This window comes from Herbaspirillum sp. RTI4 (assembly GCF_034313965.1).
In the GTDB taxonomy this organism is placed as follows: domain Bacteria; phylum Pseudomonadota; class Gammaproteobacteria; order Burkholderiales; family Burkholderiaceae_D; genus Herbaspirillum.
In genome coordinates, this window is the sequence record NZ_JAVIWQ010000002.1 from 1,446,562 (window position 1) to 1,461,027 (window position 14,466).

The 14,466-nt window shown below is 57.9% G+C and carries 14 protein-coding genes; 10 read left to right on the forward strand and 4 right to left on the reverse strand.

All coding sequences use genetic code 11. The annotated features are described in order from the left end of the window. The first annotated feature begins 59 nt into the window (after positions 1-59). From RGU70_RS06755 to gorA, 7 genes are all read left to right on the forward strand, one after another. On the forward strand, positions 60-1,100 hold the full coding sequence (locus RGU70_RS06755) for a branched-chain amino acid ABC transporter permease (RefSeq protein WP_322208628.1): 1,041 nt from the start codon (positions 60-62) through the stop codon (positions 1,098-1,100). Further along, a complete protein-coding gene (locus tag RGU70_RS06760) occupies positions 1,097-1,810 on the forward strand; it encodes an ABC transporter ATP-binding protein (protein WP_322208629.1) in 714 nt (237 codons plus the stop codon). Before RGU70_RS06755 ends, RGU70_RS06760 begins: the two co-directional genes overlap by 4 nt. After that, positions 1,810-2,517, forward strand: a complete 708-nt coding sequence (locus tag RGU70_RS06765) for an ABC transporter ATP-binding protein (protein ID WP_322208630.1) — start codon at positions 1,810-1,812, stop codon at positions 2,515-2,517. Before RGU70_RS06760 ends, RGU70_RS06765 begins: the two co-directional genes overlap by 1 nt. 1 nt (position 2,518) lies before the next feature. Beyond that, the gene (locus RGU70_RS06770; RefSeq protein ID WP_322208631.1) at positions 2,519-3,301 is read left to right on the forward strand and encodes a putative hydro-lyase; all 783 of its coding nucleotides are present in this window, start codon (positions 2,519-2,521) and stop codon (positions 3,299-3,301) included. Positions 3,302-3,492: 191 nt separating this feature from the next. Next, positions 3,493-4,053 (forward strand): winged helix DNA-binding protein, encoded by a 561-nt coding sequence (locus RGU70_RS06775; protein WP_322208632.1) that lies wholly within the window; start codon positions 3,493-3,495, stop codon positions 4,051-4,053. A gap of 98 nt (positions 4,054-4,151) precedes the next feature. Further along, positions 4,152-4,379, forward strand: a complete 228-nt coding sequence (locus RGU70_RS06780) for a hypothetical protein (RefSeq protein ID WP_322208633.1) — start codon at positions 4,152-4,154, stop codon at positions 4,377-4,379. Between the two features lie 485 nt (positions 4,380-4,864). Then, the gene (gorA, locus tag RGU70_RS06785) at positions 4,865-6,244 is read left to right on the forward strand and encodes a glutathione-disulfide reductase (protein WP_322208634.1); all 1,380 of its coding nucleotides are present in this window, start codon (positions 4,865-4,867) and stop codon (positions 6,242-6,244) included. Between the two features lie 145 nt (positions 6,245-6,389). Here the strand turns inward: gorA and RGU70_RS06790 are convergent, their stop codons facing one another. From RGU70_RS06790 to wrbA, 4 genes are all read right to left on the reverse strand, one after another. Further along, positions 6,390-7,619, reverse strand: coding sequence for a phospholipase A (locus RGU70_RS06790; protein WP_322208635.1), 1,230 nt, complete (start codon positions 7,617-7,619; stop codon positions 6,390-6,392). A gap of 128 nt (positions 7,620-7,747) precedes the next feature. After that, positions 7,748-9,154: an FAD-binding oxidoreductase gene (locus tag RGU70_RS06795; protein WP_322208636.1), complete on the reverse strand. Its 1,407-nt coding sequence runs from the start codon at positions 9,152-9,154 to the stop codon at positions 7,748-7,750. A gap of 21 nt (positions 9,155-9,175) precedes the next feature. Continuing rightward, a complete protein-coding gene (locus RGU70_RS06800; protein WP_322208637.1) occupies positions 9,176-9,571 on the reverse strand; it encodes a DUF2069 domain-containing protein in 396 nt (131 codons plus the stop codon). Further along, positions 9,568-10,182 (reverse strand): NAD(P)H:quinone oxidoreductase, encoded by a 615-nt coding sequence (gene wrbA / locus RGU70_RS06805; protein ID WP_322208638.1) that lies wholly within the window; start codon positions 10,180-10,182, stop codon positions 9,568-9,570. Before wrbA ends, RGU70_RS06800 begins: the two co-directional genes overlap by 4 nt. A gap of 144 nt (positions 10,183-10,326) precedes the next feature. Here wrbA and RGU70_RS06810 point away from each other — a divergent pair, with 144 nt between their 5' ends. The 3 genes from RGU70_RS06810 to RGU70_RS06820 all read left to right on the forward strand — a co-directional run bounded on the left by RGU70_RS06810 (position 10,327) and on the right by RGU70_RS06820 (position 14,439). Continuing rightward, positions 10,327-11,661 (forward strand): YihY family inner membrane protein, encoded by a 1,335-nt coding sequence (locus RGU70_RS06810; protein WP_322208639.1) that lies wholly within the window; start codon positions 10,327-10,329, stop codon positions 11,659-11,661. A 186-nt stretch (positions 11,662-11,847) separates the two neighbouring features. Beyond that, positions 11,848-12,300 (forward strand): CBS domain-containing protein, encoded by a 453-nt coding sequence (locus RGU70_RS06815; RefSeq protein WP_322208640.1) that lies wholly within the window; start codon positions 11,848-11,850, stop codon positions 12,298-12,300. Positions 12,301-12,516: 216 nt separating this feature from the next. Further along, complete coding sequence (locus RGU70_RS06820; protein WP_322208641.1) at positions 12,517-14,439, forward strand: MFS transporter; 1,923 nt, start codon at positions 12,517-12,519, stop codon at positions 14,437-14,439. Positions 14,440-14,466: the final 27 nt, after the last annotated feature.

Below are 14,466 nucleotides of genomic sequence, written 5' to 3' on the forward strand. Positions count from 1 at the left end.
CAGTGCTTAGTTGCGGTGGTAAATCCAATTGATCAGCGGTTCTTAGTAAAAGGTTTTCCATGAACATGCATTCCAACCTCCTGCCTGCCGCAGAAGCGCCGCGCCGGCAGGTCTTCAGTAAAAGCGTACTGGCATTGATTGCGCTGCTGGCGATCGCATTGCTGCTGCCCTTGTTCGTCACCAATCCGTCGCACCAGAATCTGGCCATCCTGATTCTCATGGCGGCGCAGATGGGTGTGGCGTGGAATATCGTCGGCGGCTATGCCGGGCAGATCTCGCTGGGGAATGCGGCGTTTTACGGCATCGGCGCGTATTCCTCCTCGATCCTGTTCACGCTGCTGGGGGTCAATCCCTGGCTGGCGATGCTGGCCGGCGGTGTGCTTGCTGCATTACTCAGTCTGGTGATCGGCTTCTCCTGCTTCCGTCTCAAAGGCCATTATTTCGCGATGGCCACTATCGCCGTGGCCGAGATCATTCAGATCGTTTTTACCAACTGGGATTTCGCCGGTGCCGCAGTCGGACTGACCATTCCTATGGACAAGGACGGTTGGAGCGTCATGATTTTTTCCTCCAAGGAGCCGTACTACTACATTGCTCTGGGACTGTTATTGCTGACGCTGCTGGCCAATTTTCTGATCGAAAAAAGTTTCCTCGGTTATTACTTCCGCGCCATTAAAGATGAGCCGGATGCGGCGCGCAGTCTGGGCATCAGTCTGAGTCGCTACAAGCAAATGGCCTTTGCGGTCAGCAGTTTCTTTACCGCGCTGGGCGGCAGCCTGTACGCGCAAAAAGAACTGTATATCGACCCTGCCTCAGTATTTGGAACCGGACTGTCGATCAAGATGGCGCTGGTGTCTATCCTCGGCGGCTTGGGGACGCTGTTCGGCCCGGTGCTGGGCGCGGGAATTCTGACTGCCATCGAAGAAGGTACCCGCATGTTGTTCGGCGGTTCCGGGCGCGGCACCGATCTGATTATTTACGCCGCCATCATCATCGTCATTGCCGTGTATTACCCCAATGGCGTGATCGGCTGGGTGCGGGCATGGCTGTCCAAACGCAGGGCGGTGCGGCTGCAAGCTGCAGCAGGAGAAAACCAATGAGTTTATTGCGCGTAGAAAACGTCACCAAAAAATTCGGCGGCGTAACGGCCAATCAGGATATTTCTTTTACTGTCGGCGCGGCGCAAATTGTCGGTCTGATCGGGCCTAATGGCGCGGGCAAGACCACCATGTTCAATTGCATCGCCGGTTATGCGCCGCCCACCAGCGGCGCAGTATGGCTGGGCGACCGCAAAATCTCCGGCCTCAATCCCGAACAATGCGCTGCGGCGGGCATTGCCCGTACTTTTCAGGTGGCGCGCACTTTCACCAGCATGACGGCGCTGGAAAACGTGATGGTCGGCGCATTCCTCTCCAATCGTTCGGTAGCGGCAGCGCGCAAGGCGGCGCTGGAGTTGCTGCATTTCGTCAACCTCGGTCGTTTTAGCGACAAGCCCTCCGGCAGCATGACGATCAGCGAACAACGTCGTCTGGCCGTGGCCCGTGCGCTGGCGGTCAAGCCGAAATTGCTGCTGATGGATGAAGTCATGGCCGGTCTCAATCCGACCGAAGTGCGCGAAACCGTCGAGGTCGTGTTGAAAATACGCGAGCAGGGGATTGCTTGTCTGATCGTCGAGCATGTATTGGAAGGCATCATGCCGATCGCCGATGCGATTGTGGTGCTCGATTACGGCAAAAAGCTGGCGGAAGGCACGCCGCAAGAGGTGGCCAACGATCCGCGTGTGATCGCCGCCTACCTGGGGGATGAGTAATGTTAAAAATTCGTAATTTGCGGGTCAGCTATGACGGCGTGCTGGCGCTTTCCAAGGTCGATATCGATGTTAAGCCGGGACAGATCGTGGCGCTGGTCGGTGGCAACGGCAACGGCAAATCGACCACCTTGCGCGCCGTGGCGGGTCTGAACCGGGCGGATGCCGGGACGGTGGCTTTCGACGGCAAGGAAATTCAGCAGATTCCGGCGCACGACCGTGTCGGCCTGGGCTTGTCGCTGGTGCCGGAAGGGCGACGCATTTTTGCCCGGCTGACGGTGCAGCGCAATCTGGAACTCGGCGCTTACACGCGCCACGATGCGGCCGAAGTGCAGCAATCGCTGGAGGAAATGTACGACATTTTCCCCATCCTGAAAGATCGTAGAACTCAGCTCGCCGGCACCATGAGCGGCGGCGAGCAGCAGATGCTGGCGATTGCGCGCGGATTGATGGCCAAGCCAAAAATGCTGTTGCTGGATGAGCCGTCGTGGGGCATTGCACCCAAATTCGTGACCAAGGTGATGGACACGATTCAAGAGGTGAATCAGCGCGGCGTGTCGATTCTGCTGGTAGAGCAAAACCTGCATAAGGCGCTGGCCATTGCGCATTACGGCTATGTGATCCAGACCGGCCGCATCGTCATGCAAGGACAGGGGCAGGAATTACTGCATAACGACGATATTAAAAAAGCTTATCTGGGAGGTTTGTGACATGAGTGCATCTCCACGCAATTCAAGTAATTTAAGCGCAGCGGCCATTCGCGGCATGTGTCGTTCCGGTGAACTGACCGGGCCGACCAGCGGACTGGCGGACGACCATGTGCAAGCCAATCTGATGATCGTGCCGCGCGAATACGCCTTCGATTTCCTGCTGTTTTGTCAGCGCAACCCCAAGCCCTGTCCACTGGTTGAGGTGCTGGAGCCGGGCCAGTTCATGCCGTCTTGCGCTCCCGGTGCCGATATCCGCACCGATTTGCCCGGTTATCGCGTGTACCGCGACGGTGTGCTGACGCAAGAGCCGACAGATATTCTCGACTTATGGCAAAACGATTTCGTCAGCTTCCTCATCGGTTGCAGCTTCTCATTTGAGAGCGCGCTCACCGACGGCGGCATCCGATTGCGCCATATCGAGCAGCAGCGCAATGTCGCGATGTACAAGACGAATATGCCTTGCCAGCCGGCAGGTCGCTTTCAGGGTAATGCCGTAGTCAGCATGCGGCCGATCAAGAGTCGCGATGTGGCGCGGGCGGTGGAAATTACGGCCAGACTGCCGCAGGTGCATGGCGCGCCGGTGCATATCGGGCACCCTCAGGTCATCGGGATTGAGGATCTGGCGCTGCCCGATTTTGGCGATGCGGTCGAGATACTCGACGACGAATTACCCGTCTTCTGGGCCTGCGGAGTAACGCCGCAATATATCGCTGAAATGAGCCGGATTCCCCTGTGCATTACCCATGCGCCGGGACGGATGTTTGTGAGCGACAAAAGAAATTAATCTGTCCTGTAGTGGGCGTTTCCTCCACACAGACGTGGCTCGACGTGCTGATCTGGCCGGCGGCGCTGTTCAGGTTCGTCAGTGCATAGTGAACCTGCGCCCGGACTAATCGCCAGCCTGACTGCACGATAGTCGCGTGGAAGTAAAATAGCCCTCAATTGACTACCGACCCATTTAGCCTGGAGTGCCACATGGCCGTTCCCAAAGACCAAAAACAAAGCACTGTCGCCGCCCCCGAGTCTCCCAAACCCAAGCAGCCTATCGTGTCGTCGCTGCATCTGGCCTCCGGCCGCAGCGTGGAGCTGAGTGAATTCGAATTCGGCCTGATCATTGCCACCAATGCCTTCAATCGCTGGGCGGTACGCTGCATGGCGGCCGCTGGCGTGAAAGACATGACGATTACCGACGTTCTGGTCTTGCATCACATCAATCATCGCGCCCGTGAAAAGAAGCTGGCCGACATTGCGTTCATCCTCAATATCGAAGACACGCATGTAGTCAATTATTCCCTGAAAAAACTGCACGGATTGGGACTGGTCAGCACCGAGCGCAAAGGCAAGGAAGTCTTGTATTCCACCAATGACGCAGGGCAAAGCCTGTGCAAAAAATATTTCGAAATCCGCGAGCAAGTGCTGGTGTCCGGCTTGTCCGGCGACGGCACCGAAAGCTTTGAACTGGCCGAGCTGGCGCGTTTCCTGCGGCAGTTGTCCGGCTTGTATGAGCAGGCGGCCCGTTCCGCTACCTCCATGTAGGGATTTGGCACAGTGCTGGAATAAAAACAAAAACCACTGTTTATTTGTACAGTGTTTGTGCTAAAGTACAAACTCTTACAACGACAGGAACTACTGCCATGACACAATTCGAACTCGCTTCGGCTACTCGCTTCGGTCTGCAAACCAGTCCTTCCACTTTCTATATGCGTCTTGGCCGGCGCGAATTGTTCATTTGCCGCGACACCTATGTGCGCCGCTATCGTGTCAACCCGCTCATCGAATGCAGCGCCGGCGTTGAAGCCGGACATCTGCAGATTCTGCTGCTGCGCCGCTGGTTGCTCGTACTCTCTCGCGCCCCCGGCTGAGGAACCACTGATTAAGCTACTGCGCGACGCAATCTCAGGGCTGCGATGCTCGTCGTACTTGAGTACGACTGCGCTTCTTACCCTGAGCTTGCGGCGCTCGCTACGCTTACTCAGCGGTTCCTGTGCAGTGCGGAGGGAATGCTGCTGCGGGCGTAATCATAGGGGTGTGATGCTCGTCGTACTCAAAGTACGACTGCGTTTCTTATCCTGACCTTGCGGCGCTCGCCACGCTTACTCAGGGGTTCCTGTGCAGTGTGTGGATTAGGGAAAAGCTGCTTCCGGTGATGACGGGGGTCTTTCTCCTCACTGAATCATCAGATGCTTATTTCTGAACCAACCGCGCTGAATCTGTTTATCGCGTAGGATGCCTGCAACAGTCTTTGCCATCATTAGCGTGACTTCTTTGCCCCAGCCGGGTGAGAGTGTGTGGCAAGACGTACCGGCATTCAACAGCTTCAACACATTCAAGGCGCGAGATTCATTTCATGAGTACATACGATTACGATTTATTGACGATAGGCGCGGGTTCCGGTGGCGTACGCGCCAGTCGCTTTGCGGCGCAATACGGTGCAAAAGTCGGTATTGTGGAGCAGCAATATCTGGGCGGTACCTGCGTCAACGTTGGCTGCATTCCCAAAAAACTGATGGCGTACGCGGCGCATTTTCATGGTGAAGTCGAGGATGCGCGCGGCTTCGGCTGGCAGGTAGAGAAGGCCGTTTTCGATTGGGCTACGCTGATTGCCAACAAGGACGTGGAAATCGCCCGGCTCAATAGCGTTTATCGCCGTCTGCTGGACGGGTCGGGGGTGGACATTCTGGATGGTCATGCTGTCATCGAAGATGCGCATACGGTATTGGTCGGTGATCGTCGATTGACCAGTGCGCATATCCTGATTGCCACCGGTGGCAAACCAACGGCTGCGGAATTTCCCGGCAGCGAGTACGCCATTAGTTCCGACGAATTTTTCCATCTTGATGCCTTGCCGGCGCGCAGTGTTGTGTATGGCGGCGGTTATATCGCCGTCGAGCTGGCGTCCATTCTTAACGGACTGGGTAGCGAGGTCACGCTGATTTATCGCGGGGCGCAATTGCTGCGCACGATGGATGCTGACCTGGGTGTTTTTCTGGTCGAGGAAATGCGCAAGAAGGGCATGCGCGTTTTGCTCGATACCCGTATCGAGGCCATCGATGCCGGCGAACAAGACAGCGCCGGATGCGCCGTGCGACAAGTGCGACTGAGCGGCGGCGCGAGCCTCGATGCCGACTGCGTGCTGCTGGCCACGGGCCGTGCGCCGAATACCTATGGACTGGGTCTGGAAGCCGCAGGCGTCACGCTCAAGCCGAATGGCGCGGTCATCGTGGACGATCAGTTCCAGACCAGTGTGCCGTCGATTCATGCCATCGGCGACGTTATCGACCGTATCGCACTGACGCCTGTGGCGCTGGCGGAGGGGATGGTCGTGGCCTCACGCCTGTTCAAAAAGGGCGCGGATAGTGCGCGTGAAATGTCGTATGACAATGTGCCGACAGCGGTCTTCAGCGATCCGAATATCGCTACCGTCGGCCTCACGGAACAGCAGGCCCGGGAACGCTTTGATGATATCCGGGTGTTCAAGTCGAGTTTCAAGGCACTCAGGCACACCCTGAGCGGCCGCGATGAAAAAACACTGATGAAATTGCTGGTTGATGCGAAAACCGACCGTGTTCTTGGCGTCCACATGGTGGGTGCTGACGCCGGAGAAATCGTGCAGGGCTTTGCGGTTGCCTTGCAGTGCGGCGCGACCAAGGCGCAGTTCGACGCCACGATAGGGATTCATCCGACTTCCGCAGAGGAATTCGTCACCATGCGTACGCCTATCGACTGACGCAATTTCCATCCTGATTGCAGAGCCTTACCCGCCCTCCGTGTGCAGTCAATCGTGCGCGTAGGGCGTGTAGCCGATTCTGGTTTCACGACCCCTTGGCATCATTGCCTCCCTGCTTGGGCCTATCTACTTCACATCAAAAATGTCAGCGCGACAAAGCGTAGCCGATGCGAAATTGCGACGTCTGCTTTTGGTTATAGGTCAGCAGACTTTCGCCGTAGCCAGAAAAATAACTTGCCATCAGATAGCCAGCGGTACCCGGAATCAGCTCGGCCATGGGATACGTGAATTGGGTCTCGATGCTGCCGGTACTGCTTTTACTTCCCTTGCGTAAGGTCGTGGCAAGACCGAATCCGTTCGGTTGTTGCAACAGGATGCGCAAATCCATGTGGCCGCGGTACTGGGCGATATCAGGATTGTCGGATGTGGGGCCGACATAGGCATACAGCTTAGGCTGCACTGTCAGGTGGTAATCGTTGAGTTTGCCGAAAGTGATCGAAGGCTGGATAAAGGCATCATTCATGCTGCGTGAATCAGCGCCGTCGCGGCCGTTCGATTCATGTTCCAGCCCGGCGCGAAAACTGAGTCGGGTGAGGGGGCCATACGAAACGCCGAGGTCGGGCAGGTCATAAAACACAGCGGGATGATAATTGGTGTCGCGGAAAGGAGCCGATTGGCTGTGCAAATCCCACAGCGAAAACTGGGTGTAGCTGATGTAAAGATTATCCAAGAGTGTTCTGGAGCGCGGATCATCTGGCTGAAATAAGCGGTACTTGAAACTTAATTGGAATTTGGCATTGCGGCCACCGTTGCTGCCGCCGACAAAATACATGGGATCGTGAGCGGAAAGTCGCCGCAGATAACTCAGGTCCATATCGGCCGTCGTCGTGGCGCTACCGACCGGGGAGGGGGATGAATTCGTCGCGATGGTGGCATCTTTATCGCCGGCATTATCCAGCAGCGCTAAGTCGATGGGTGCCGGTGCGGGAAGCGGTCCATAAGCTGGATTGGGGCGTACCAGAGACGCCAACATGGGCGCGGCGTCCATGCCGACAGGCTCGATGCGCACCACACCGCGCAGCGTCGGCGGAATCTCGCCACTGAAACTGACTTTGCGGAATTCCCCTTGGTGCAGCCTGAATTCGGCAGGCGCGTCCTTTTCTTTACGCAAGCGCAACTGAATGGGCGGAATCATATCGCCCGAAACAGCGATCACTAAATTAGCAGGAATCTTCAACACGTCCTCGTCGCCATCGTTACTGATCAGTAAGGTGAGGGTCAGTGGCGCAGTGGCGTCGATGCGTTTGGGAATTTGCAGCAGCGACACGCCAGCCAGCGCAGGGTGAGCGGTCAGAAAGAGTAAAAGACTGGTCATCGCGGGCAAGAAGCTGCGGGGACGGAGAGGGGCTGGAGTCGGTGAAGTGGGCATGAACGATCCAGGGAAAGAGGCGGAGAAGCAATAGAAACAATGGAAAAAATAGAAACAGCATCTGCCGACGCAATTTACAGTACTTTCCCCGGATTCATCAGATTCAATGGATCGAGCGCCTGCTTGATCGTGGCCATCAGTTGCAGTTCGGCTGCCGGTTTGTAACGCCGGATTTCCTCGCGTTTGAGCGCGCCCAGGCCGTGTTCGGCGGAAATCGACCCGCCAAAGCGGTCGACGCTGTCATAGACGATACGGTTGATTTGCGGCTGGCTGTCGAGCAGGGCGTCGCCGGGCAAGTCGGCAGAGGGAGACACGTTGTAATGCAGGTTGCCGTCGCCCAGATGGCCGAAAGTCACCATGGCGCAGCCCGGGAAATGTTGTTGCAGCAACGCATCAGTGTCGCGCATGAACTCAGGAATCGACGAGATCGGCATCGAGATGTCGTGCTTGATATTTTTTCCTTCGCGCGCCTGCGCGTCGGAAATATGTTCCCGCAGCGCCCACAGCGCGGCGGATTGGGCGATGGAAGAGGCAATCGCGGCATCTGCCGCCAGTCCCTGATCCAGTGCTGCGCCGATCACCTGTTCCAGCAAACCGTTGGCATGTTCTGTTGATTCGTTATCGGAAATTTCCAGCAGGACCAAGTAGGGATAGCGCGTCTGGAATGGGGAGTGCAGCGCAGGAAAATGGCGCTCGACCAATTGCAGGCAATAGTCGGAAATCAGCTCGAAGGCAGTCAGTGAGGCATCGCAGGCCTGCTGCGCTTGCCCCAGCAGTTGCAACGCTGCCTCCGGTGTAGCGACCGCCACCAGCGCCGTGACTTGCGCCTTCGGTTGCGGAAACAGTTTCAGCACTGCTGCACTGATCACGCCCAGCGTACCTTCGGCACCGATGAACAGGTGACGCAGATCGTAGCCGGTATTGTCCTTGCGCAAGCCGCGCAAATTGCTGATGAGCGTGCCTTGCGCGGTAATGATTTCCAGGCCCAGACAGAGTTCGCGCGTGTTGCCATAGCGCAGCACGCCGGTGCCGCCGGCATTGGTCGCCAGATTGCCGCCTATGGTACAACTGCCCTGCGCTGCCAGCGCCAGCGGGAAGAGCAGGCCAGCCTCGGCGGCGGCTTGCTGAATATGTTGCAGAATGCAGCCGGCTTCCACTGTCATGGTGTGGTTGATGGTGTCGATGGCGCGGATGCGGTTGAGGCGCATGAGTGACAGCACGATGGCTGTGCCGCTGGTATCAGGCACGCTGCCCAGTACCAGACCGGTATTGCCGCCTTGCGGCACGAGTGGTACGCGGAACTGGTGGCACAGGGCGACGATGGCGGCCGTTTCTTCCGCACTGCCGGGCCGCACGACGGCCAGCGCCGCGCCGGTAAAACGGCCGCGTCGGTCAGCCAGATACGAGGCCATGTCGGCGGGGGAGGTCAGTACATACTGTGCGCCGATGGCTGCCGCACATGCCTGGAGGAATTCTTGCATGACAGGCATACGCCGGGGCCGCTAGCGCGACGCCTTCTGGATGGCCTGACGCGCGACTTCCTTGGCGACTTTTTTATACGGCCGCAGATACATCACGGCGCAGAAAAAGTAGATGCAGGTCAGCGCCACTTCGGTCCAGCCCAGCGGGATCGATAAAGCCACGCGGTCGCTGGTGGCGCGGACGATGCCTTCAGCAAAAAAGAGCAGGATCAGCATGGACGACCATTGCATCGTATAAAGATCGCGTTTGAGTACGCCGCGCAAGGGCAGTAGCAAGAAGATCACTTTGAGCACCAGCCAGGAGCCGCCCGGACGCAGGGGCGATAGCACCAGTTCCCAGGCCACGCCGAGCAGGATCAGCGTAATCAGGCTGGATGCCGCGCCGTAATAGTAAAGGTCGGCAGACGTGCGCTTCATGGCTGTTCCTGGAGTTTGAGGGCGGTTTCCGCCAGACGACGGCCGAGCGCGATGGCCAATGTGCGGCTGTCTTCGGTGAACGGCTGCTTGCCGTCGGCACCGGCCCAGTGGCTCGCGCCGTAGGGTGTGCCGCCGCTGGCGGTAGTCATCAGGCGCGGTTCGGTATAGGGCACGCCTAGCAGCAGCATGCCATGGTGCAGCAGCGGCAGCATCATGGTTAGTAGCGTGGATTCCTGACCGCCATGCAGACTGCCGGTAGAGGTGAACACGCAGGCAGGTTTGCCGGCCAATGTGCCGGATACCCATTGTGCGGCGCTGCCATCCCAGAAATATTTCATGGCGGCGGCCATGTTGCCGAAGCGGGTCGGCGAACCGAGCGCCAGTCCGGCGCATTGTTCGAGGTCTTGCATTTCCACATAAGGGGCGCCATCGGATGGCACCTCTGCGGCGGTCGCTTCGGTCACGGTCGAGACGGCCGGTACCGTGCGCAGTCGCGCATCGCAGCCGGCGACGCTTTCCACGCCCTGGGCGATGCATTCAGCCAGTTTGCGCGTGGCGCCATGCCGGGAATAATACAAAATCAATATGGTGATGGGAGAAGGACTTATCATCTTGGTATTATAGAAGGCTTGTTGCTTGCCTGGTGAATGCGATAGGAAAAACCTAAGGTGCTGTTTCGGCCTAATGCCCTTGAATACCCCGCTATACCCTGTTACACCCCGACCTTATCACCCCCTTGTTGAGATGGCTTGCCGATGGTGCTTTTCCGCTTACCGCATTTGCATGGACTGACCTGGCCCAAGGCCAGATTGTTTGCGCGCTTCATCCTCCAGCGTTTGAATGAAGACCGCCTGCCGCAAGTGGCGGGCAGCCTGACGTTTACGACCATTCTGTCGCTGGTACCGGTCCTGACAATTGCTTTGGCCTTGTTCACTGCGTTCCCGCTGTTCGGCACGTTCCGCGCCACGCTGGAAGCCTATTTTGCGCAGAGTTCCATCCCGCAGGGCATGGCGTCCACCATTCTTGGTTATCTCAATCAGTTCGCTTCGAAATCGGCGCGGCTGTCGGCGCTGGGCGGCGTGGCGCTGATTTTCACCACGTATATGACGATGGCGACCATCGATCGCATCTTCAACCAGATCTGGCGCGTCAAACAATCGCGGCCGCTGATGCGGCGGGTATTGGTGTACTGGGCCATCATTACACTCGGGCCTTTATTGATAGGCTTGTCGGTATCGGTGACGTCGCACTTGTATGCCGCCACCAACGGGGTGGTGGCGAGTCTGCCTCTGGGCGGTGCTGGTTTATATACGCTGGTGTCGATTTTGCTGACCACCGCCGCGTACACCTTGCTTTACAGTACCGTTCCCCATCAGCAAGTCGAATGGCGCGATGCGCTGTGGGGCGGGCTGCTGGCGGGTATCTGTGTGGAAGGGGCCAAGCGCCTGTTCGCTGTCTACGTTCTCCAGTTTCCGACTTACACCATGATCTACGGAGCGGTTGCCGCGCTGCCGATTTTTCTGATCTGGATTTACATGCTGTGGCTCATTACGCTGATGGGTGCATTGCTGACCGCGATTTTGCCCGTCATCCGTTATGAACGCTGGTGGCATGTGCCGCGTCCTGGCAGTGAATTCGTCGATGCAATGACGCTGCTGCGCGTGCTGCACGAGGCGCGTAGCAAGGGGACCTCGGCGCTGGCCGATGCGCGTACGCTGCGCCGGAAGACGCGCATCGGGTATTCCGAAATCCGCTTGCTACTGGGAAAAATGGTTGCCGCCGGTTGGGTCGGCACCATTAACACTGAGATTAGCCCCGACGCCAATGGCGGGCGCTGGAACCGGCATGCCGCTGATCGCATGGGGTACTGGATGCTACTGGCCCATCCGGATCAACTGACGCTGGCCGATGTATATCGCTTGTTTGTTTTTAATGCGGCCGCTCATGCATCGGGCGACCGGCGACTGATCCGGCAAGTCGGGGTGGCGGTGGAAGATGCCTTGGGGCAAACCCTGACAACGTATTTTTCCGGCTCGGCAGACGCGTCGACGGCGACAGCGGCGACGAGCAGCGCAGGCTATCCGGTGTGAATGCGGCCTGATTTTGCCTGCGTCTGGATTTTTCGCTCCGCTTGGGCTACAGTCAGACACCATATCCAATAAACAGATAAAAAGAGACAAGCACACTGGCGCCGGACAACACAGGCCGGGCCATTCCACAGCAGACGGTCGTCGCCGGATGCTCCCGGTAATCCACATTTACTTCAGGATGGCATCATGAAAGTTTCCGAAATTCTCAAAGCCAAAGGCAACATTCTCTACACCGTTACGCCTGATACCTCCATCGCAGATGCCGTCGATACCATGGCGGAAAAAGATATCGGTTCGCTGGTCGTGATGGAATTCGGCGAGCTGGTCGGCATGCTGACCTTCCGCGAAGTGCTGCTGACCCTGCATTTGAACAAGGGATCGGTCGGCAGCAATACCGTACGCAAGCACATGGACGACCATCCCATTACCATTACCCCCGATACCGATATCAACGAAGTGCGCCGCATCATGCTGGAAAAACACGCGCGCTATGTGCCGGTGATGGATGCCAAAGTGCTGATGGGCGTGATGTCGTTTTACGATGTCGCCAAGGCGGTGCTCGATGCCCAGGGTTTTGAAAACAAGATGCTCAAGGCCTATATCCGTGACTGGCCTGCGGGCGAGACCGAAACTGCCTAGTCAGGCATATAAGTCGCGTTCGTATTGATGCGGTCGCCCCTCCCGGGGTGGCCGTGAGTTATCCGGCAGTTTTCTGTTGTACCCGTCTGAATTTCCCCCACTATCCGCGCTGCCCGGGCCGGATGCCACTCCTTAGCGCATCCACCGCCGTACTTTTCTCCTTGCGCATGGCAGAATGTGCGCTCTCACCATTCCCTCCTCACCCTCACTGCTCTTATGACCCGATCCGCTCCAGCGTCGCCCACTGGCGAGTCCCCCGCGCCGAATCAGTTCGCACTTCTGTCGCAACGCCGCTTCGGGCCTTTTTTCTGGACCCAGTTCCTGGGCGCGCTCAATGACAATGTCTTCAAGACCGCGCTGCTGACCATTCTGACTTTCGACGCGCTGAGCTGGACCACGCTCGACAGCGGTTTTCTGACCAACCTGATTCCCGGTTTATTCATCTTGCCCTTCGTCCTGTTTTCCGCGACGGCAGGGCAGTTGGCCGATAAATTTGAAAAATCGCGGCTCACGCGCTACATCAAATTATTGGAAATCGCCATCATGGCGCTGGCTGCCTACGGCTGGATGGGACACCATCTGTGGCTGCTGGTCGCGGCCGTCGCCGGCATGGGATTGCATTCCACGCTATTCGGCCCGGTCAAGTACGCCTACCTGCCGCAGCAACTCACGCGCGAGGAGCTCGTCGGCGGCAACGGCGTCATCGAAATGGGGACCTTCGTCGGTATCCTGCTGGGTGAAATTCTCGGTGCCGTGCTGGTGGTCTATCCGGTCTGGGGCCTGCAAATGGTGGTGGTCAGCACGATTGCTCTGGCGCTGCTGGGCTGGCTGGTCAGCCTGCGCATACCGCTTTCACCGGCACCGGCGCCGACCTTGCGCATCAACTGGAATCCGCTGACGGAAACGATGCGCAATTTCCGCTTTTCGCGCAGCAACCGGGTGGTGTTTCTGGCCCTGCTGGGCAATTCCTGGTTCTGGTTTTACGGCGCGACCATGCTGGCGCAATTTCCGGTCTATGCCAAAACCTATCTGCATGGTGACTACAGCGTATTCGTGCTGCTGCTGGCCGTATTTTCCATCGGCATCGGTGCCGGTTCTCTGCTGTGCGAGCGCTTGTCCGGCGGCAAGGTGGAAATCGGACTGGTGCCGTTCGGCGCGATCGGTCTGTCGGTATTCGGCATCGACCTGTATTTTTCCAGCATGGCCTACGTCAACCGGGAGACGGTCGGTCTGCTCGGTTTCGTCGTCCAGCACGGTAGCTGGCGCATTCTGGCCGATTGTCTGCTGATCGGTCTGTTCGGTGGTCTGTACATCGTGCCGCTGTTCGCGCTGATCCAGACGCGCTGCGACCCGGCGCATCTGTCGCGCACGATTGCCGGCGTCAACATCATGAATTCCCTGTTCATGGTCGCTTCGGCCTTGTTGGCGATGCTGCTGCTGCGCGCCGGTTATACGATTCCGCAGATTTTTCTGATTACCGCACTGCTTAACGTGGTCGTAGCGATTTACATTTTTTCACTGGCGCAGGAATTTCTGATTCGCTTTCTGGCCTGGCTGCTGATTCATACGTTTTACCGGGTGCGCACTGTCGATGGCTGGCGTATTCCCCATTCCGGCGCGGCATTGCTGGTGTGCAATCACGTCAGTTATATCGACGCTCTCGTCATCATGGCAACCAGTCCGCGGCCTATCCGTTTCGTGATGGATCATCGGATATTCAAGATCCCGCTGCTGTCCTGGGTGTTCAGGACGGCGCGCACCATTCCTATCGCCCCCAGGAGCGAAGATCCGTGGGTGACTGAAAAAGCCTATATCGATATTGCGCAGGCTTTGCATGAAGGGGAGCTGGTCTGCATTTTTCCCGAAGGCAAGCTGACCTTGGACGGTGAAATGAATGGCTTCAAGGGCGGGGTAGCCAAGATACTGGCGCGTTCTCCGGTGCCGGTAGTGCCGCTGGCTTTGCGCGGACTATGGGGCGGTATGTGGTCGCGTCACCGCGGAAATTTTCTGGAACGCGGTTTCCGGCGCGGCCCGTTTTCCCAGCTGGAACTGGCCGTCGGCGCACCGCTGGCCGCCGCCGACGCCACGCCGGAGTCGCTGCACGCGCAGGTATTGGCGCTGCGTGGCGACCGCCGCTGAGGGCAAACGACCCCTTGCAATGAGGTG

Excerpts from the sequence above, each read along its gene's own strand:
- RGU70_RS06755 (WP_322208628.1), top strand. The coding sequence starts at position 60 with ATGAACATGCATTCCAACCTCCTGCCTGCCGCAGAAGCGCCGCGCCGG.
- RGU70_RS06760 (WP_322208629.1), top strand. The coding sequence starts at position 1,097 with ATGAGTTTATTGCGCGTAGAAAACGTCACCAAAAAATTCGGCGGCGTA.
- RGU70_RS06765 (WP_322208630.1), top strand. The coding sequence starts at position 1,810 with ATGTTAAAAATTCGTAATTTGCGGGTCAGCTATGACGGCGTGCTGGCG.
- RGU70_RS06770 (WP_322208631.1), top strand. The coding sequence starts at position 2,519 with ATGAGTGCATCTCCACGCAATTCAAGTAATTTAAGCGCAGCGGCCATT.
- RGU70_RS06775 (WP_322208632.1), top strand. The coding sequence starts at position 3,493 with ATGGCCGTTCCCAAAGACCAAAAACAAAGCACTGTCGCCGCCCCCGAG.
- RGU70_RS06780 (WP_322208633.1), top strand. The coding sequence starts at position 4,152 with ATGACACAATTCGAACTCGCTTCGGCTACTCGCTTCGGTCTGCAAACC.
- gorA (WP_322208634.1), top strand. The coding sequence starts at position 4,865 with ATGAGTACATACGATTACGATTTATTGACGATAGGCGCGGGTTCCGGT.
- RGU70_RS06790 (WP_322208635.1), bottom strand. The coding sequence starts at position 7,619 with ATGACCAGTCTTTTACTCTTTCTGACCGCTCACCCTGCGCTGGCTGGC.
- RGU70_RS06795 (WP_322208636.1), bottom strand. The coding sequence starts at position 9,154 with ATGCAAGAATTCCTCCAGGCATGTGCGGCAGCCATCGGCGCACAGTAT.
- RGU70_RS06800 (WP_322208637.1), bottom strand. The coding sequence starts at position 9,571 with ATGAAGCGCACGTCTGCCGACCTTTACTATTACGGCGCGGCATCCAGC.
- wrbA (WP_322208638.1), bottom strand. The coding sequence starts at position 10,182 with ATGATAAGTCCTTCTCCCATCACCATATTGATTTTGTATTATTCCCGG.
- RGU70_RS06810 (WP_322208639.1), top strand. The coding sequence starts at position 10,327 with ATGGTGCTTTTCCGCTTACCGCATTTGCATGGACTGACCTGGCCCAAG.
- RGU70_RS06815 (WP_322208640.1), top strand. The coding sequence starts at position 11,848 with ATGAAAGTTTCCGAAATTCTCAAAGCCAAAGGCAACATTCTCTACACC.
- RGU70_RS06820 (WP_322208641.1), top strand. The coding sequence starts at position 12,517 with ATGACCCGATCCGCTCCAGCGTCGCCCACTGGCGAGTCCCCCGCGCCG.